This is a genomic window from Marinobacterium litorale DSM 23545 (assembly GCF_000428985.1).
GTDB lineage: Bacteria > Pseudomonadota > Gammaproteobacteria > Pseudomonadales > Balneatricaceae > Marinobacterium_D > Marinobacterium_D litorale.
On the sequence record NZ_AUAZ01000011.1, the window covers coordinates 20,314 to 39,369 of the forward strand.

Annotated in this window: 19 protein-coding genes and 1 riboswitch; of the genes, 16 read left to right on the top strand and 3 right to left on the bottom strand. The window is 58.1% G+C overall.

Annotated features, from left to right (window positions below; all coding sequences use genetic code 11):
- The first annotated feature begins 7 nt into the window (after positions 1-7).
- From moaB to atzF, 13 genes are all read left to right on the top strand, one after another.
- Positions 8-550, top strand: a complete 543-nt coding sequence (moaB, locus tag G403_RS0110680; RefSeq protein WP_027853991.1) for a molybdenum cofactor biosynthesis protein B — start codon at positions 8-10, stop codon at positions 548-550.
- Entirely contained in the window at positions 547-1,764 is a 1,218-nt protein-coding gene (locus G403_RS0110685) for a molybdopterin molybdotransferase MoeA (protein WP_027853992.1), read from the top strand. Before moaB ends, G403_RS0110685 begins: the two co-directional genes overlap by 4 nt.
- Before the next feature lie 84 nt (positions 1,765-1,848).
- Positions 1,849-2,970 (top strand): 1-acyl-sn-glycerol-3-phosphate acyltransferase, encoded by a 1,122-nt coding sequence (locus G403_RS0110690; RefSeq protein WP_027853993.1) that lies wholly within the window; start codon positions 1,849-1,851, stop codon positions 2,968-2,970.
- Positions 2,967-3,449, top strand: a complete 483-nt coding sequence (gene moaC, locus G403_RS0110695) for a cyclic pyranopterin monophosphate synthase MoaC (protein ID WP_027853994.1) — start codon at positions 2,967-2,969, stop codon at positions 3,447-3,449. The genes G403_RS0110690 and moaC overlap by 4 nt, the downstream gene beginning before the upstream one ends.
- Positions 3,446-3,697: a molybdopterin converting factor subunit 1 gene (moaD, locus tag G403_RS0110700; protein WP_027853995.1), complete on the top strand. Its 252-nt coding sequence runs from the start codon at positions 3,446-3,448 to the stop codon at positions 3,695-3,697. Before moaC ends, moaD begins: the two co-directional genes overlap by 4 nt.
- Position 3,698: 1 nt before the next feature.
- The gene (locus tag G403_RS0110705) at positions 3,699-4,436 is read left to right on the top strand and encodes a lysophospholipid acyltransferase family protein (RefSeq protein WP_027853996.1); all 738 of its coding nucleotides are present in this window, start codon (positions 3,699-3,701) and stop codon (positions 4,434-4,436) included.
- A 268-nt stretch (positions 4,437-4,704) separates the two neighbouring features.
- Positions 4,705-4,836, top strand: a riboswitch (guanidine-I (ykkC/yxkD leader).
- Between the two features lie 86 nt (positions 4,837-4,922).
- The gene (locus G403_RS0110710; protein WP_027853997.1) at positions 4,923-5,978 is read left to right on the top strand and encodes a putative urea ABC transporter substrate-binding protein; all 1,056 of its coding nucleotides are present in this window, start codon (positions 4,923-4,925) and stop codon (positions 5,976-5,978) included.
- Positions 5,979-6,026: 48 nt separating this feature from the next.
- On the top strand, positions 6,027-6,845 hold the full coding sequence (locus G403_RS0110715; RefSeq protein ID WP_027853998.1) for an ABC transporter permease: 819 nt from the start codon (positions 6,027-6,029) through the stop codon (positions 6,843-6,845).
- Positions 6,845-7,618: an ABC transporter ATP-binding protein gene (locus tag G403_RS0110720; RefSeq protein ID WP_027853999.1), complete on the top strand. Its 774-nt coding sequence runs from the start codon at positions 6,845-6,847 to the stop codon at positions 7,616-7,618. The genes G403_RS0110715 and G403_RS0110720 overlap by 1 nt, the downstream gene beginning before the upstream one ends.
- A gap of 23 nt (positions 7,619-7,641) precedes the next feature.
- Positions 7,642-8,358, top strand: coding sequence for an urea amidolyase associated protein UAAP1 (locus tag G403_RS0110725; protein ID WP_027854000.1), 717 nt, complete (start codon positions 7,642-7,644; stop codon positions 8,356-8,358).
- A gap of 10 nt (positions 8,359-8,368) precedes the next feature.
- Positions 8,369-9,010: an urea amidolyase associated protein UAAP2 gene (locus G403_RS0110730; protein ID WP_027854001.1), complete on the top strand. Its 642-nt coding sequence runs from the start codon at positions 8,369-8,371 to the stop codon at positions 9,008-9,010.
- A gap of 95 nt (positions 9,011-9,105) precedes the next feature.
- A complete protein-coding gene (uca, locus tag G403_RS0110735) occupies positions 9,106-12,735 on the top strand; it encodes an urea carboxylase (RefSeq protein ID WP_027854002.1) in 3,630 nt (1,209 codons plus the stop codon).
- 10 nt (positions 12,736-12,745) lie between these two features.
- Entirely contained in the window at positions 12,746-14,557 is a 1,812-nt protein-coding gene (gene atzF, locus G403_RS0110740; RefSeq protein WP_027854003.1) for an allophanate hydrolase, read from the top strand.
- A gap of 57 nt (positions 14,558-14,614) precedes the next feature.
- On the opposite strand, the gene fabB is transcribed toward atzF, so the two are convergent.
- The gene (gene fabB, locus G403_RS0110745; RefSeq protein WP_027854004.1) at positions 14,615-15,832 is read right to left on the bottom strand and encodes a beta-ketoacyl-ACP synthase I; all 1,218 of its coding nucleotides are present in this window, start codon (positions 15,830-15,832) and stop codon (positions 14,615-14,617) included.
- Positions 15,833-15,940: 108 nt separating this feature from the next.
- Positions 15,941-16,456 (bottom strand): 3-hydroxyacyl-[acyl-carrier-protein] dehydratase FabA, encoded by a 516-nt coding sequence (gene fabA, locus G403_RS0110750; RefSeq protein WP_027854005.1) that lies wholly within the window; start codon positions 16,454-16,456, stop codon positions 15,941-15,943.
- 122 nt (positions 16,457-16,578) lie between these two features.
- Here fabA and G403_RS0110755 point away from each other — a divergent pair, with 122 nt between their 5' ends.
- Positions 16,579-17,208: a thiopurine S-methyltransferase gene (locus tag G403_RS0110755; protein ID WP_027854006.1), complete on the top strand. Its 630-nt coding sequence runs from the start codon at positions 16,579-16,581 to the stop codon at positions 17,206-17,208.
- A gap of 15 nt (positions 17,209-17,223) precedes the next feature.
- Here the strand turns inward: G403_RS0110755 and G403_RS0110760 are convergent, their stop codons facing one another.
- Positions 17,224-18,192, bottom strand: a complete 969-nt coding sequence (locus G403_RS0110760; protein ID WP_027854007.1) for a polyprenyl synthetase family protein — start codon at positions 18,190-18,192, stop codon at positions 17,224-17,226.
- A 269-nt stretch (positions 18,193-18,461) separates the two neighbouring features.
- Here G403_RS0110760 and rplU point away from each other — a divergent pair, with 269 nt between their 5' ends.
- The gene (gene rplU, locus G403_RS0110765) at positions 18,462-18,773 is read left to right on the top strand and encodes a 50S ribosomal protein L21 (protein WP_027854008.1); all 312 of its coding nucleotides are present in this window, start codon (positions 18,462-18,464) and stop codon (positions 18,771-18,773) included.
- Positions 18,774-18,792: 19 nt separating this feature from the next.
- On the top strand, positions 18,793-19,050 hold the full coding sequence (gene rpmA, locus G403_RS0110770) for a 50S ribosomal protein L27 (protein ID WP_027854009.1): 258 nt from the start codon (positions 18,793-18,795) through the stop codon (positions 19,048-19,050).
- The last annotated feature ends 6 nt before the right edge of the window (positions 19,051-19,056 follow it).

Consider the following 19,056-nt stretch of genomic DNA (forward strand, 5'->3'; position numbering starts at 1 on the left):
AGAGCAGATGGCTCACGTGACGGAAAAAGAGTTTATTCCACTCAGTATTGCGGTACTGACCGTATCGGACACCCGAACCTCCGAGAATGACACGTCGGGAGATGTGCTGGTTGAGCGTCTGAAAAACGCCGGACACCAGTTGGCTGCTCGCTGTATTGTCAAAGATGATGTCTACCGTCTGCGGGCGCAGGTGTCAGTCTGGATCGCCGATCCGGAGATTCAGGTGGTCCTGCTGACCGGCGGTACGGGCTTTTCCCACCGCGACTCGACGCCGGAAGCGATCGCCCCGTTGCTGGATAAGCAGGTCGAGGGCTTTGGCGAGCTATTCCGTCACGTTTCCTGGCAGGAGATCGGTAGCTCCACAGTGCAATCGCGGGCATTGGCCGGTTTGGCCAATGGAACCCTGATTTTTTGTCTGCCGGGCTCCACCGGCGCCTGCCGAACAGGGTGGGACTCGATCATTTCGGAGCAGCTGGACAGTCGTCATCGGCCCTGTAATTTTGTCGATACACTGATGCGTGCCCGGGACGAGAGGCGAGCGCTGTCATGAGTTGCGAACAGCCGGGGCTGATCCCGCTGGAGAGTGCCCGAGAAGCGCTTCTGGAGCTCTGCATACCGACCCGTGAGACATGGGTTTGCCCGCTGGCGGACGCCTTGGGCCGGGTGCTGGCCGAGCCGATACGCTCTCAGATCGATGTGCCGCCAGCGGATAACAGCGCGATGGATGGCTATGCGTTGCGCACGTCAGATCTTGAGGACGCGGCTCCAACCCGGTTGCCGCTCAGCCAGCGGATAGCCGCCGGTGCACAGACCCGGCCTCTGGCTCCAGGGACCGCCGCACGTATTTTCACCGGGGCTGAGATACCGCCCGGCGCCGATGCTGTGGTGATGCAGGAGCAAGTGACCGAGGATGGCGATGCCGTGGTTTTACCGGAGGGTATCCGTCCCGGTCAGAACATACGACCGCGGGGGCAGGATATCAGCCGGGAGCAGGAGGTTATTGCTGCCGGACGGCGGCTCGACCCGGTGGCGCTGGGTGTGCTCGCTTCCATCGGGATTACCGAGGTTTGCGTCTACCGGCCGCTCAGGGTCGCTGTTTTGTCCACCGGTGATGAGCTGGTCGAACCGGGGCAACCACTGGCACCGGGCCAGATCTATAACTCCAACCGGTATCTACTGCAGGCGTTGATTCGCGAACAGGGTATGGAGCTGGTCGAGATCGGTTCTGTAGCGGATACCCGGGAGGCGACTGAAGCCGCTTTACAACGGGCGTCTGATGAGGCGGATGTGATTTTGACCACCGGGGGCGTCTCGGTGGGGGAGGAGGATCATGTTCGGGCCGCTATCGAGCAATTGGGGCAGCTGCGGCTCTGGCGAATCAATATCAAACCGGGCAAGCCCTTCGCCGCCGGTGAGATTAACGGCGTACCGCTGTTCGGTCTGCCCGGCAATCCCGGCGGAGCCTTGATCACGTTCGCGCTGCTTGCGTTGCCCTGTCTGAAGAAACTGCAGGGTGCCGAGGTGCCCGCTGCGTTCTCGGTACCGGCAAAGTCCGGCTTTTCCCGTACCAAGGCGATCACCCGGGATGAGTATCTGCGTGTGTATTGTGACTCTGAGGGTGTCATCCACCCGTATGCCAATCAGAGCTCCGGGATGCTCTCGGCGTTACTGCACAGTAATGGCCTGGCGCTGATTCCCGGTGGTCGTGTCGTGGCAGAGGGAACGCTGCTTGATTTCTACCCGTTAAGCAGTCTGTTGCGATGAATCCGCAGTTGAACATGAAAAGTGGTAAATAGTTGGCTAAAATATGCGCCCTTTTGACGCGAAGTTCGAGGTTGCTGTCGGCGCATGAGTGAACTAGATCTGGTGAACGATCCCTATCAGGCGATTCGTCCCTATCGGGATGATGAGGTTGGGGAGATTCTGACCGGCCTGATATATAACGACGAATTCGTGCGTGCCATTACCCACTACCAGTTTCCGCGCCTGTCGGAATGGGCGGGATGGGTTGTGCGTCCCATCGTGCGTATCCTGTTGGCTGCCCGCATTGGCGACGTGTCAGACGTGCACGATTTTCAGAAGCTGGTGGCGAACTACATGGCGAAGATGATCTCTCGCACCACCACCCGTCTGACCTGCTCCGGAATTGAGCAACTCGATGAGGAGGAGGCATATCTCTTTGTTTCCAATCATCGGGATATCGCCATGGATCCGGCCTTCGTCAACTGGGTTCGCTACCAGTACGGTATGAGTACGGTGCGTATAGCGATTGGCGATAACCTGCTGCGCAAGCCTTACATCTCGGACCTGATGCGTTTGAACAAGAGTTTTATCGTCAATCGTTCAGCCCGGGGGCGTGAGATGATGACGGCGCTCAATCAGCTCTCCGCCTACATCGACCACAGCATTCAGAGTGGTCATTCAATCTGGATCGCTCAGCGTGAGGGACGAGCAAAGGATGGTAACGACCGCACCGATCCTGCGCTGTTAAAGATGTTTTACATGTCGCAGCGCAAACAGCGCAGTTTCTCCGAGGCGGTTGAGCGGCTGAATATTGTGCCGGTATCGATCTCCTACGAATATGACCCCTGTGATGCGAATAAAGCTAAGGAACTGGCGGCCAAAGCCAGTGGGGGCATCTATCAGAAGGCGGAATTCGAGGATATCGACAGTATCGTCAAAGGGATCACCGGGGATAAAGGGCATGTGCATGTGGCGTTCGGTACGCCGCTAAAGGGGGACTTCGAAACCCCGGAACAGCTGGCGCTGGAGATCGATCGCCAGATCTATCTCAACTATCACTTGCATCCATCCAATTTGGCTGCTGCTGGAGAAACGGTTGCCGATGCAGATCTCGCTCGTTTCAACTCACATCTGGAGCGCGTATCAGAAGGACCTGAACGCGAAATTATGAAGCAGATGTACGCCAATCCGGTCTTCAATCAGCGCCGGGCGCAGGGGGAGGTATGAGTCGACTGACACACCTGGATGAAAGCGGTCGCGCGGCCATGGTTGATGTGTCGGAAAAGCCGGCTACAAGTCGGGAAGCCGTGGCGGAAGGGCGCGTTCGTATGCTTCCTGAAACCCTGAAACTGGTGATCGAGGGCGGGCATAAAAAGGGTGATGTACTCACTGTTGCGCGTATTGCCGGTATACAGGCCGCTAAACGGACTCATGAATTAATCCCGTTGTGTCATCCACTTATGCTGACCGGCATCCGGGTGGAGTTAACGCCCAATACCGATGAAAACTGCATCGATATACTGGCCAGCTGTCGTGTCAGTGGCCAGACCGGGGTCGAGATGGAAGCACTGACGGCCGCCTCGGTGGCCGCGCTGACGATCTACGATATGTGCAAGGCGGTGGATCGGTGGATGGAAATAGAGGGTGTTCGCCTGCGGGAGAAGCGGGGCGGAAAAAGCGGATCCTGGCAGCGGGGTGAGGAATGAAACTGGTCTATTTCGCCAGCGTAAGAGAAGCTCTGGGAGTCGGTGAGGAACAGCTGCCCCTCCCGCAGGGGGTAGGTACGGTCGGGCAACTGTCGGACTGGCTCTGCCGTGAGCGTGGAGAGCCCTGGTGTAAGGTACTTGGGCAGGATCGGTTGCTGAGCGCTGTGAATCAGGAGATGTGTGGGCCAGAGCAGCCTCTCAATGACAGCGATGAAGTAGCGTTTTTTCCACCAGTGACCGGAGGTTGAGTTGAGCCAGGGATCCAGGATTCTGCCGGCTATACGTTCGGCCTGTTACTACGCCGGGTTTTATCCGGTGACCATTGTGTATGCGCTTTTCTGCTTGATTGTCGGGCCCTTGCTCCCGTTTCGACCGCGTTTCGCGGTGCTCAGTAGTATCAACTACTTTTACATCGCCTGGCTGCGCATCTGCTGCGGCGTACGTGTTGAGGTTCAGGGGCGGGAAAATCTGCCGAAAGAGGGCGCTTATGTGGTAGTGGCCAACCATCAGAGTGAATGGGAAACGCTCTACCTGCAGTTGCTGGTGCGGCCCCAAGTGGTGGTGCTGAAAAAAGAGCTGCTCAAGATTCCTTTCTTTGGCTGGGCGCTTGCCTTGCTCAAACCCATCGCACTGGATCGTTCCGCACGAAGGGGGGCACTTAAACAGCTCCTGGAGCAGGGAACAGCGCGTCTGAAAGAGGGGTTACCTGTACTGATTTTTCCGCAGGGAACTCGGGTGCCTGTCGGTGAGTTGGGGCGGATGAACAAGGGGGGCGCGATGTTGGCCGCCCGTGCTGCGGTGCCGATCGTTCCATTGGTGCATAACGCGGGCCTCTACTGGCCCGGTAAATCGTTCCTGAAGTTCCCCGGTACCGTCCAGGTCAGAGTGGGTCCGGCGATACCCGGTGATAATGCCAGTGTGGATGAACTTCACAGTCAATCTACCCAGTGGATGGAGCATCAGATGCGTGAAATCGGTGCCATTTGACGCCGATCTGTCGTGTTGTATCGCCCTTGACTGGTGCGCTCGTGCACTTTTTTCGTGCGTTCTGTGATGTTCTCGATTGATGGAGGATGAGCGGCAATCGTTATTTCGGGCGCGTTGCTCTCTCTTGGGTCGAAGATGTAACTCACTGAAATTAAGGTTAATTTATTTTAGATAAGGGGTAAGCCAGTAACGCCACGACAAAAGGTGGCCCGATACTTGTATCGTCTTTGGTAACCGTACTCTTGGCGATACGGCTAACTACAATTTGGAAATAGAGCGCTAGGGTTCCGGTCATGCAACTGTTTCAGGCATGACGACTGGTCCGAGAGCACTCGACCTCTCAGCTGGAGCAGCTTTTGCTCGGCGATGGGTTACACGGCGGGACAAAAGCCCGGGAGACTTGTTTGGCGTATTGGCCAAGAGTACTCCGTAGCAACCGTTAATCCATAAACGCATTCGGGAACCGAAGCTGAAGAGGTCACACACATGAAGCTTTCTAGCAAAAAAGCCGCAGCACTGGCACTTTCCACAGCCCTTCTTTCCTCTCCCACGTTCGCAAAAGACGATTTCAAGATCTGCTGGTCGATCTATGTCGGCTGGATGCCCTGGGCCTATGGTGCCGAAGAGGGGATCGTGCAGAAGTGGGCCGACAAGTACGATATCAACATCGACGTGGTCCAGATTAACGACTACGTGGAATCGATCAACCAGTACACCGCCGGTGGCTTTGATGCCTGCACCATGACCAATATGGATGCACTGACTATTCCCGCGGCTGGTGGCGTGGACAGCACCGCACTTATTGTTGGTGACTTCTCCAACGGTAATGATGGTGTTGTCCTCAAGGGCAAAGACTCTCTGGCGGATATCAAAGGCCAAAACGTTAACCTGGTAGAACTCAGTGTTTCCCACTATCTGCTGGCGCGTGGTCTGGAAACCGTCGGGATGTCTGAGGCCGATGTTCAAGTGGTTAACACCTCCGATGCCGACATGGTTGCTGTTTACGGCACTGACGATGTGACGGCGGTGACCACCTGGAACCCGCTGCTGAGCGAAATCACCGCCATGCCGGACTCGCATAAGGTATTCGACTCCTCCCAGATCCCCGGTGAGATCATCGACCTGTTGGTTGTTAACACCGATACCCTCGCGGAAAACCCGAAACTCGGCAAAGCGTTGACCGGCGCCTGGTACGAGATCATGGCTACGATGAGCGGTGAAGGCGCCGATGCCCAAGCGGCCCGTACTTACATGGCTCAGGCGTCCGGCACCGATCTGGCCGGTTACGATGCCCAGCTGGCCAGCACTGAAATGTTCTACACCCCTCAGTCCGCACTGGCACTGACCAACAGTGAGCAGTTGATGGAGACCATGCAAAACGTTGCGGAATTCTCCTTCGATCACGGCTTGCTCGGTGAGGGTGCGCCGGACGCCGGCTTTATCGGCATTGAAACCCCGGCCGGGGTCTACGGCAGCGAGAGCAACATCAAGCTGCGTTTTGATCCGACCTATATGCAGATGGCTGCCGACGGCGAACTCTAATCATCAGAAGAACCGATACGGGGGCACACGCCCCCGCAGGGATCTTTCATGACACGCATGATCAACAAAACGCCGGGTTCGGTATTGCGGATGTCACTGGGGCTGTTGCCTTTTGTGCTGATCCTGCTGGTCTACATGGCCGGCTCCGATGCACGGCTGGAGCTGAACCCCAATGACAAGCTGCTGCCCAGCTTTACTCAGATGGGTGATGCGATCCACCGAATGGCGTTCGAGCCCAGCAAGCGCACCGGGGAGTACCTGTTCTGGGCCGATACCGGTAGCAGTCTGACCCGGCTGGGGCTGGGGGTGGCCATCGCGGCGGTGGTCGGTCTGCTGCTGGGGATGGTTACCGGCGCATTACCGATGATCCGCGCCGGAATTTCGCCGTTGCTGACAGTGGTTTCACTGGTACCGCCGCTGGCGTTGCTGCCGATCCTGTTTATCGTGTTCGGCCTCGGTGAGCTGTCCAAGGTGGTGCTGATCGCCATCGGCATTACACCGTTTATCGCCCGCGATATTCAGCGCCGCACCGAAGAGATTCCAACCGAGCAGCTAGTGAAAGCCCAGACGCTGGGCGCCAGTACACTGCAGATTCTGATCCGGGTGGTACTGCCCCAGCTGATGCCCAAGCTGATCGATGCCGTGCGCCTGTCACTGGGTGCCGGCTGGCTGTTCCTGATCGCCGCTGAGGCGATCGCCTCCACCGATGGTCTGGGTTATCGCATCTTCCTGGTGCGCCGTTACCTGTCGATGGATGTGATCCTGCCCTACGTGGCCTGGATCACGCTGCTGGCGTTCCTGCTGGATATCGCCCTTGCCTGGGTAAGTCGCCGACTTTACCCCTGGAACGTACAAGGAGGCCGCTGATGATCGAAGCCAGAAACCTGTGGAAACGCTATGGCGACAACGTGGTGCTGGAACGGATCAACATGACAGTGGCCGAGGGGGAGTTTGTCACCATGGTCGGCACCTCCGGCTGCGGTAAAAGCACCTTTCTGAAGATGCTATTGGGCACCGAGTCCCCGTCCAGTGGTGAGCTGTTGCTAGACGGTCAGCCGATCCCGGATGAGCCGGGGCCCGATCGCGGCATCGTGTTCCAGCAATACTCGGTATTTCCTCATATGACCGTGCTGGAAAACGTGATGGCAGCGAAAGCCTTCGCTCGCAAGGGGCTGACCGGTTACCTGTTTGGCGCAGCGAAGCGTGAGGCTAAAGAGGAGGCTTGCGCCATTCTGGAGCAGGTGGGTCTGACCCAGGCCTTGAGCAAATACCCTCATGAACTCTCCGGCGGCATGAAACAGCGTCTGGCGATCGCCCAGGCACTGCTCGGCAAGCCACGGATTCTTTTGCTTGATGAGCCGTTCGGCGCACTGGACCCCGGCATTCGTGCCGATATGCACGAGCTGGTACTGAACCTCTGGCAGCAGCACAAACTTACCGTGTTCATGGTCACCCATGACCTGAAAGAGGGCTTCTACCTGGGAACCCGACTCTGGGTATTCGACAAACTGCGTCAGGACCCTCAGGCACCTAACGCGTATGGGGCCAGCATCACCTATGACCTGCCGGTGGGGGCGCTGGATCACGCCACTTACGAAGAGATCGACGACAACCTGAGACCGGTGGTCAAAGCCGTCTAATCGAGGTTGGAAGGAAACGAGAGATGAACGAGATCAAATACGAAACCGAGATCGCCCCCGGCGGGCACTGGTCGCTGCGGCTGCGCAAAGGCACGCTGATGCGTCTGACCGATATCGACGGCGGTGCCAATGTGGGCATGCTGTTCTATAACCCGGAAAATCTGCTCGAGCGCTACAACGCGCCGGATACGCTGAAGTGTCAGCACACCTTCAAGCTGACACGCGGTCACTGCCTTTACTCCGATATGGGGCGCATCTTTGCGTCCATTGTCGAGGACAGCCTGGGCTGGCATGAGAGTGTCTGCGGCAACAGCCACGCCGATCAGGTCGCGGCGCGCTGGGGTAAACGCGATTATCAGGGGGATCGTAACGACTGGCACCAGAACGGGTATGACGCCTTTCTGGTTGAGCTGGCGAAGTATGGCCTCACTCGCGCGGATATGGCGGCCAATATCAACTGGTTCAGCAAGGTTGCCACCGATGCCGAAGGCAATATGGCGCTGGAGCAGGCGCACAGCGCGCCCGGAAGCCAGGTCACCCTGCGTTTTGAGATGGATACATTGGTGCTGCTGCATACCTGTCCGCATCCGCTCAATACCTCTGATCAGTACCCGCGCAAACCGGTGAAAGTGGAACTGGGTGAGGCGGAGCCGGTGACCGACGATGATTACTGCCTGAACTTCCGCCCGGAGAACCGGCGCGGCTTCCAGAACAACGCCCTCTATCATCTGGGCAAATAAGGAGAGCGCCATGCTGACCGAAAGTACACGCCAGCCGGAGCAGGCGGCTTCCCGGACAACCATTGATGCCGGCGACTATTACATCGGTATCGTCAAGGCAGGGCAGACCCTGCGTATTCTCGATCTCGAAGGTAACCAGGCCGCCGATACGCTGTTCTACAGTGCCGCTGATCCCAGTGAGCGCTACAGTGCCATGGATACCATTCGTGAGCAGGGTAACGTGTATCTGACCACCGGCTCGGTGCTGCGCTCCAACGAGAATAACCCGATGCTGGAGATTGTCGCCGATACCTGCGGCCGACACGACACCCTCGGGGGCGCCTGCGCCACCGAGAGCAACACCGTCCGTTACGATCTTGAAAAGCGCTGCATGCACGCCTGCCGTGACAGCTGGATGCTGGCGATCGCCGAGCACCCGGAGTACGGCATCGAGAAGCGGGATATCGCGCACAACATCAACTTCTTCATGAATGTCCCGGTGACAGAAGCCGGGGGGCTTACCTTCGAGGACGGCATCTCTGCACCCGGCAAATACGTGGAACTCACCGCGAAGATGGATGTAGTGGTGCTGATCTCCAACTGCCCGCAGCTGAATAATCCCTGTAATGGTTATAACCCGACACCGGTTGAACTACTGGTTTGGGATAACTGATGTGAACCCTGACGGTTCTCAGCTGACTTTTTACCTTCAGTGGACGACCACTGTCGTAAAAAACGAAACGGGACGACCCGTGTCAGGTTGAAACTATGTTTAGCAAAGTCCTGATTGCCAATCGCGGCGCCATAGCAACCCGTATTATCCGCACCCTCAAGCACCTGGGAATCGGCTCGGTGGCTGTGTATGCCGACTGCGATGCCGACAGCCTGCATGTGCGTCTGGCGGATGAAGCCTACTGCCTGGGCGAGGGTAGAGCTGCCGATACCTACCTGAATATGGACCGGCTGCTGGCGATTGCCACAGAGTCGGGTGCTCAGGCGATCCATCCCGGATATGGCTTCCTGAGCGAAAACGCCACCTTCGTAGGTCGCTGCGAGCAGGCCGGTATCGCCTTTGTTGGCCCAACCGCGGAGCAGATGCAGGCGTTTGGTCTGAAACACCGTGCCCGTGAGTTGGCCCAACAAGCCAAGGTGCCCCTGCTGCCGGGGTCTGAGCTGCTCACCGATCTGGCTGCTGCCAAGTCGGAAGCCGGGCGGATCGGTTATCCGGTGATGCTCAAGAGCACGGCGGGCGGTGGCGGTATCGGTATGCAGTTATGCCACTCTGAGGATGAGCTCGCTGGCGCCTTCGACAGTGTAAAGCGCCTGGGTGCCAACAACTTCGCCGACGATGGTGTGTTTCTGGAAAAGTTCATCCAGCGGGCCCGTCATATCGAGGTGCAGGTATTCGGTGACGGTCAGGGCGGGGCGCTGGCGCTCGGTGAGCGCGACTGCTCAAGCCAGCGTCGTAACCAGAAAGTGGTGGAAGAGTGCCCGGCGCCCAATCTCACCGATGCGGTGCGTACCGAGCTGCATTCCACGGCCGAGAAACTGCTCGCCAGCGTCTGCTATCGCAACGCCGGTACCGTGGAGTTTATCTACGATGCCGATACCGATGCGTTTTACTTTCTCGAAGTGAATACCCGCCTGCAGGTGGAGCATGGTGTCACCGAAGAGGTCTATGGCGTGGACCTGGTGGAGTGGATGCTGCGTCAGGCGGCGGGCGAGCCGCTGTACCTGGATCACAAGCGCGCATCGCTGTCACCGAACGGTCATGCGATCCAGGTACGGCTTTACGCTGAAGATCCGTTTCGTAACTTCCAGCCCAGTGCGGGTTTGCTGACCAAGGTCGAGTTTCCACAGGGAGAGGGCATCCGCATTGATCACTGGATTGAGTCCGGTATTGATGTACCCCCGTTCTTCGATCCGATGCTCGCCAAGGTCATCGTTCATGCCGATGATCGCCCGGCTGCGTTGGCGAAGCTTCAGGAAACCTTGGATGCCACCGAACTTTACGGCAGCGAAACCAACCTGGGTTACCTGCGCGCGCTCAGCCAGGACAGGGTGCTGGCACGCGGTGAAGTGACCACGCGCTATCTGAACAGCTTTGCCTATCAACCGGCGCGTATCGACGTCATTCAGGGCGGTACCCAAACCACGATCCAGGATTATCCCGGACGCCGGGGGTACTGGGATGTGGGCGTGCCACCATCGGGCGCCTTCGATAACTACGCCCTGCGTCTGGCGAACCGGCTGCTGGATAATCCAGAGGATGCCGCGGCGCTGGAAATCACGCTGCAGGGGCCGGTGCTGAGTTTCGCCAGCGATACCCAGATAGTGATCACCGGTGCGGATATCGAGGCGCGCCTTATCGATGAAAATCGGGGTGATCAGCCGCTGGCGCTTTGGCAGGTGGTCCAGGTGAAAGCGGGTCAGCAACTGAGTCTCGGCCGGATCAAGGAGGCCGGAGCACGCGCCTATCTGGCAGTGAACGGCGGCTTCCAGTGCCCTGATTACCTGGGCTCCAGGTCCACCTTTACGCTGGGACAGTTTGGTGGCCATAACGGTCGTGCATTGCGCGCCGGTGACGTGCTGAAGCTGGATCCTTCGGCGACGCCGGTGCAACAACAGTCACTGCCGGAGGCGCTAAAACCCGAGGTGGTTAACGCTTGGGAGCTGCGTGTTATCTATGGTCCCCACGGGGCGCCCGATTTCTTCACCGATGAAGATATCCACACCTTCTTCGCCACCGACTGGGAGATCCACTACAACTCCAGCCGAACCGGTGTCCGTCTGATCGGGCCCAAGCCGCAATGGGCGCGCAAGGATGGCGGGGAGGCCGGGCTGCATCCCTCCAATATCCACGATAATGCCTACGCCTTCGGAACTGTGGATTTTACCGGTGACATGCCGGTGATCCTGGGGCCGGACGGACCTTCATTGGGCGGCTTTGTCTGCCCGGCAACGGTGATTACGGCGGATCTCTGGAAGCTCGGCCAGTTGCGGGCCGGGGATAGGGTGCGTTTTGTGCCTGTATCCATTGATCAGGCCGTCGCGCTGGAGCAGGCGCAGACAGCACAGATCGCTGCGCTCTCCGAACAGCCGGTGCAGTGGCAGCCGGTTGAGCCGGTGACTCCCATTCTTAAAACTCTGGATGCCTCGCGCTTTGGCGATGAGATCGTCTACCGGGCGGCAGGCGATCATTTTCTGCTGGTGGAGTATGGCGAGCAGGCGCTGGATATCCGGCTGCGCTTTCGTGCCCACGCGTTGATGCAGTGGCTGCAGAAGAATCCTGTCGAAGGGCTGCGGGAGCTGACACCCGGTATCCGTTCTCTGCAGATCCATTTCGATTCGCAAACACTTGGCCATGCCGAGCTGCTGGCCCATCTGGAGGCCGCCGAGAAATCGCTGGCCGAGCAACTGACTGAATTGAGCGTGCCTTCTCGCATCGTTCATATTCCGTTGTCCTGGGATGACGTGGCCTGTCGGTTAGCGATCGAAAAATACGATCAGTCGGTGCGCAAGAATGCGCCCTGGAGCCCGAGTAACCTGGAATTTATTAGACGCATCAACGGTCTGGAAAGCATCGATGAGGTGAAGCAGGTGGTGTTCGATGCGTCCTACCTGGTGATGGGGCTGGGAGATGTCTATCTCGGTGCGCCGGTGGCCACGCCCATCGATCCGCGCCACCGCCTGGTCACCACCAAGTACAACCCGGCCCGCACCTGGACAGCGGAAAACTCGGTCGGTATTGGCGGCTCCTACCTCTGTGTCTATGGCATGGAGGGCCCGGGCGGGTATCAGTTTGTGGGGCGTACGCTGCAGATGTGGAACCGCTATCGCAAGACCGCTGAGTTCGAGAACCCCTGGTTACTGCGCTTTTTTGATCAGATCCGCTTCTACGAGGTCAGCCACGAGGAGCTGCAAAGGATTCGGCGTGATTTCCCCCAGGGGCGCTACTCGCTGAAGATCGAGCAGTCTACTTTCTCCCTGGCCGAGTATGAGCAGTTTATTGGCGATCACGCCACCGATATAGAAACCTTCAAGGCCAGGCGCAACCAGGCGTTCGAAGAGGAGCTGGCTCGCTGGCACGCCAATGGCCAGTTCAACTTCGAATCCGAGGAGCCCGAGACGGCTGATGAGGGTGTCGATTGGCCTGAGGATGCCACGGTGGTGGACAGCCCGGTATCGGGCAGTGTCTGGCAGACGGAGGTGAATCCGGGCGACACCGTGGAGGCCGGGCAGGTATTGATGATCCTGGAGTCGATGAAGATGGAAATCCCGATTCATGCGCCTTGCGCCGGCGTGGTCAGCCGACTGCTGCTCAGTGCGGGAAATCGTGTAAATGCAGGTCAGGCACTGATCATTATCGAAGAGTCGGTGTTGGAAGAGCAGGTTTAAGGAGATAACGATGAGCAACAGTATGACCATTGCGCGGCTGCGTGCCGCCTACCGGGCGGGCGAGCTGACACCGGCTCAGTTGATGGCGCAGATCCGTGAGCGCTCGACTCAGTACAGTGACCGTAATATCTGGATCCACCAGCTGACTGAGACTGAGCTGCAGCCTTACCTGGACGCGCTTGCCGAAAAGTCGCTGGACAGTCATCCGCTCTGGGGTGTGCCCTTCGCGATCAAGGATAATATCGACCTGGCCGGTATACCCACCACGGCCGGCTGTCCTGAATTTGCCTATACGCCGACCGAGAATGCGCAGGTTGTTCAGCAACTGATTGATGCGGGCGCCATCCCGGTGGGCAAGACCAATCTGGACCAGTTTGCCACCGGTTTGAACGGTACGCGCTCGCCCTTCGGCCCCGGTCGTAACGCCTTTGACCCCCAGTACATCAGTGGCGGTTCCAGCGCAGGGTCGGCGGTATCGGTCGCCTTGGGGCTTGCGAGCTTCAGCCTGGGGACCGATACCGCCGGTTCAGGCCGGGTGCCCGCCTGCTTCAACAACCTGGTTGGTTTGAAGCCCACTCGAGGCCTGTTGTCCAGCACGGGCTTGGTACCCGCCTGTCGCAGCCTGGATTGCATCAGTATCTTTGCCTTGACGGCGGATGACGCAAACACCGCACTGGCGTGTGCAGAAGGATTTGATGAACGTGATGGTTACAGTCGTGCCAATCCATACTCGAATCAAAGCCGTCAATACGGGTACCGGGACGGCCGGTTAAGCGTTGGGATTATTCCGGACGATCAGCTGAAGTTTTTCGGTGATCAGGCCTACGAAAGCGCCTACCGGGGAACGCTTAAAAAGCTGAGTGGTCTGGGGTTTGAATTTGTGGAGATCGACTACGAACCCTTTAATGAGGCGGCCCTGTTACTCTATGAGGGGCCCTGGGTATCGGAGCGCTACATCGCCTGCCAGCCGCTGATTGATGACAATCCTGAGGTGATTCATCCGGTGGTCCGGGCGATCATCGAGCCGGGGGGCAAACCTCGCGCCACGGACCTGTTCAAGGCTCAGTACCGGTTAGAGGCGCTGAGGCTGAAGTGCCTGAAGCAGATGGAGGGGCTGGATTGCCTTCTGACCCCTACCGCCGGGCGGCTGTTCACGGTCGATGAACTGCATGAGGAGCCGATCCTTTATAACTCCCAGCTTGGCTACTACACCAATTTTATGAACCTGCTCGATATGACATCGGTGGCGGTGCCCACGGCGTTTACGGACGCGGATCTCCCCTTTGGTATCACGTTAGTCGGTAATCACTTCAGCGATCGGGCCCTGCTGTCGATCGCAAATCGTATCCAACAGGGGCTGAAGTTACCGCTGGGCGTTGAGAACGAAGCACCCTGTGAGACGGTGATGAATAACCAGCCGGTGGATAATCCCGAGCGGATCGACGTGCTGGTTTGTGGGGCTCACCTGGAAGGGCTGCCGCTGAACTGGCAGTTGACTGAGCGCGGCGCGCGGTTGAAGCAGAAGACGACAACCGCGCCAGTCTACCGCATGTATGCGTTGGCCGGGGGCCCGCCCCATCGTCCCGGACTGGTGCTGGATGAGCAGCAGGGAGGCGCCATTGAAGTGGAAATATGGTCTGTTTCCACTGCGGAGTTTGGCAGTTTCGTGGCGGGTATTCCGGCGCCTTTGGGGATCGGTAAAGTGCGATTGAGCGATGGCTCCAGCGTCAGTGGATTTATCTGTGAGCCCTACGGACTGGAGGGGGCCGAGGAGATTACGGCATTGGGGGGGTGGCGAGCCCACCTGGCCGGTCAGCAGTAAACAGAAACAAAAAACCCGTCTCGAAAGACGGGTTTTTTATGCAGTCTATGCCAGGGGTCAGTCGCTGTATTTCTGGAACACCAACGTGGAGTTAGTGCCACCAAAACCGAAGCTGTTGGACATGACGCGCTCCAGGTTGACGCCATCCTGACGTTCGGTCACCACCGGCAGGCCCTCGGCCTCTGGGTCCAGGTCCTGGATGTTGGCGGACGCGCAGATGAAGTCGTTCTGCTGCATCAGCAGGCTGTAGATCGCTTCCTGAGCGCCCGTGGCGCCGAGGGAGTGGCCGGTCAGCGACTTGGTTGAACTCACCGACGGCATGTCGTCGCCGAAGGTGGTCTTCATCGCTTTCAGCTCCTGGATATCGCCGGCCGGGGTCGATGTGCCGTGGGAGTTGATATAGTCGATCTTGCCGTCCACGGTGGACATCGCCTGCTGCATGCAGCGTACAGCGCCTTCTCCGGACGGAGCGACCATGTCGTAGCCGTCGGAGGTCGCGCCGTAACCCACCAGCTCAGCGTAGATCTTGGCACCACGCGCCTTGGCGTGTTCCAGGTCTTCCAGAACCAGCATGCCGGCGCCACCGGCGATGACGAAACCGTCGCGGTTGGCATCGTAGGCACGGGAGGCCAGCTCCGGTGTGTCATTGTACTTGCTGGACAGCGCGCCCATGGCGTCGAACATGCAGGTCAGGGACCAGTGCAGCTCCTCACCGCCGCCGGCAAAGATAACATCCTGCTTACCCAGCTGGATCTGCTCCATGGCGGCACCGATACAGTGCGCGCTGGTGGCGCAGGCTGAAGTGATCGAGTAGTTAACACCCTTGATCTTGAACGGAGTAGCCAGGCAGGCAGAGACGGTTGAGCCCATGGTGCGGGTTACACGATAAGGACCTACACGGCGTACACCCTTGTCGCGCAAAATATCGGCTGCTTCCACGATATCGGCGGAGGAGGCCCCGCCAGAGCCGGCAATCAGACCGGTACGGACATTGGATACCTGATCTTCGCTCAGACCGGAGTCCTCAACTGCCTGATTCATGGCGACATAAGCATAGGCCGCCGCATTACCCATGAAACGGCGTAGTTTGCGATCGATCAGGCTGTCCAGGTCGATATCGACACTGCCTGCCACTTGGCTGCGAAAGCCCAGATCAGCGTACTCCGGTTGATACTTGATGCCGGAGCGCCCCTCTTTCAGCGAATTAAGAACCGCTTCCTTGTCATTGCCCAGACAGGAAACAATCCCCATACCGGTCACCACGACGCGTCGCATGTGTAGCCTCTCTCAATTATTGTGAACTCTGTTAATTGGATGTGCGGTCCGGGTTCGAGTTCGCCCTCAAGCGTGATCTTTATTCAACCTTGACCGCGCTGCACTGACTTAAAAATTATCCGTCTGCTTGAAAAGCCCAACCCGCAGGTCCTTGGCAGTGTAGATCTCACGGCCATCGACGGAAAGTGAACCATCGGCTATACCCATCACCAGTTTGCGCTCGATGACGCGCTTCAGGTTGATATGATAGGTAACTTTCTGCGCGCTCGGCAGCACCTGGCCGGTGAATTTAACTTCGCCGGAGCCCAGCGCGCGGCCGCGGCCTTCGTTTCCGCGCCAACCCAGGAAAAAGCCCACCAGCTGCCACATGGCGTCCAGGCCAAGGCAGCCTGGCATCACTGGATCGCCCGGAAAGTGGCAATCGAAAAACCACAGGTCGGGGCGGATATCCAGCTCCGCGATGATTTCACCCTTGCCATACTCGCCACCTTCGGCGGTAATCAGGGTGATGCGGTCCATCATCAGCATATTGTCGACTGGCAGCTGGGCGTTACCCGGGCCAAACATCTCGCCGTGACCGCATTTGAGCAGGTCTTCGCGTTCAAAGGAGGAAGGTCTGGTCATGAGAAACTGTTTATCCACATCCGTTTTGTTCAGAATAGCCATATATTATACCGGTTAGGTCCGGCTAGAGCACGGACTGTGTCGGCAAAATTGGTTTCTCGGTGATCGGGGGCATAATAAAAATGGAAAAAGCGTTCTGGCATCAGCGCTGGCAAGAGGGGCGGATCGGTTTTCATCAGGATCAGGTTAACGTCTGGCTTGAGCGTTTCTGGGACCGATTGAGGGTGGCACCTGATACACGGGTACTGGTTCCTCTATGCGGCAAATCCGTGGATATGCTCTGGCTGCGGGAGCAGGGGCTGGAGGTGCTGGGGATCGATCTTAGCGATATCGCCTGCCGTGACTTCTTCCATGATCAGGGCATCGATGTGGCACCGGTCACCATCGATAACTATCACCGCCGTGAACGGGACGGTATCGTGCTGATTACCGCGGATATGTTCGAATTGCCCTGGGAGGTATTTCGTGGCGTCGGCGCCGTCTATGATCGCGCCGCTTTGATTGCACTGCCTCCGGCGATGCGTAAGCGTTATGCCGAACGCCTCGTGCAGCGTACGCCGTCGGGTTCGCCGATGCTGCTGGTCACGATGGAGTTTGGCGGTGACGCCGGCCCTCCCTTCGCGGTTTACGAAAACGAGGTGCGCGAGCTGTTTGAACCCGCCTTTACCGTCATTCGATTAGAGGCGGGGGAGCCGGAGGAGACGCACCGGGGGACTCAGCGGGAGGTGGCTTATCTGCTCCATCGGCAGTAAACCACGCATGCGCGGTTAGCGGGTACGCTCGACCGCTTTCTCGGCGATCTTGGTCAGTGTGTCGGTGAAGCTTGTGCCAGGCAGCTTGGCCAGCTCTGCCAGGGCTTTATCGACCTGGGCCTGGGCCTGGGCTTTGGTGTAGTCGATGGCGCCGGTACGGCGCACCACATCCATCACCGGTGCCAGATCATCCAGTCCGCCTTTGCGGATCGCTTCGCGCACCAAAGCGCGTTCTTCATCGTTACCTTCGCGCATGGCATAGATGAGCGGCAACGTGGCTTTGCCTTCGGCGAGGTCGTCGCCCACGTTCTTGCCCATCTCTTCGCTGCTTGAGAGGTAGTCCATGACATCGTCCACCAGCTGGAAGGCGATACCCAGATGGCGGCCATACAGACGCAGGGCCTCACGGGCCTGCGCATCGCTGCCAGCGAGGATCGCTCCACACTCGGTCGCCGCCTCAAACAGCATGGCGGTCTTGCCGAGAATCACGTTCATATAGGACTCTTCGGTGGTATCCGGGTTGCGCTGGTTAAGCAGCTGGAGTACTTCGCCCTCAGCGATAACCGTGGTCGCGTTGGAGATCACTTCCATGATCGGCATGCTGCCTATCTCCACCATGATCTGGAACGACCGGGAGTAAAGGAAGTCGCCAACCAGAACGCTTGGGGCGTTACCCCACTTGGCGTTGGCCGTGGCGTTGCCGCGCCTGAGTTCGGAATTATCAACCACGTCGTCATGCAGCAGTGTGGCGGTATGGATAAACTCAATCACGGCGGCCAGCGGGATATGCTGTTTGCCTTCATAGCCACAGGCGTTGGCCGCCAACAACACCAGCAGCGGGCGCAAGCGTTTGCCGCCACTCTCTACGATGTAGTGACCGATGTTTTCGACCAGCGGGACGTTGGAGCCCAGATGGTTGAGAATGTAGTCAGTAACCGCATCGAATTGCGGTTCTATCAGCGGGTTGATCTGGTGTGGCTGCATGGCTGGGGCATGGCTGTCGACAGAATAGTTCGCGAAATGCTAGGGAGATGGTCGGAGAGTGTCAAGAAAAGGCGACGACACGCCGGGATAAAAACGGGATTGTGCTTGAGCTTTGTAGGCGCTTTCTGTATTATTGCGCGCCCTAAGCCTGTCCAACTTTGCTCCCTACCATAGGGTGTCAGCGCCCAAGCGGTTTTGGCCGTTAAGCGGGGCCCTTAGAAGTAGGTTTTCTGACTAGTAGCCGGGCAGGCGTAATACTGGAGAAAAACATGTTTGCAGTTATTGTGAGCGGCGGTAAGCAGTACCGCGTTCAGGAAGGCCAGACGCTGAAGCTGGAAAAGCTGTCGGCTGAAGCGGGTTCCAATGTTGAGTTTGATCGTGTGCTGCTGGTCGGCAACGGTGATGACGTTAAAGTCGGTGCGCCGGTTGTTGAAGGTGCCAAGGTTGCGGCTGAAGTCGTTTCCCATGGTCGTGGCGAGAAAGTGAACATCATCAAGTTCCGTCGTCGTAAGCATCACATGAAGCGTCAGGGCCACCGTCAGTGGTTCACTGAGGTCAAAATCACTGGTATCAGTGGCTAATCAGACAGGAGATTGAATAATGGCTCATAAGAAGGCTGGTGGTTCCACGCGTAACGGACGCGACTCACAGTCCAAGCGCCTTGGTGTTAAGCGCTTCGGTGGTCAGAACGTTATCGCTGGCAATATCCTGATCCGTCAGCGTGGTACCAAGTTCCACGCAGGTGAAAACGTTGGTCAGGGTAAAGACTTCACCCTGTTCGCCAAGGCGGATGGTGTGGTCAAGTTCGAGGTTAAAGGCCCGAACAACCGTAAGTACGTCAGCGTCGTTTCTGCCTGAGCGGCA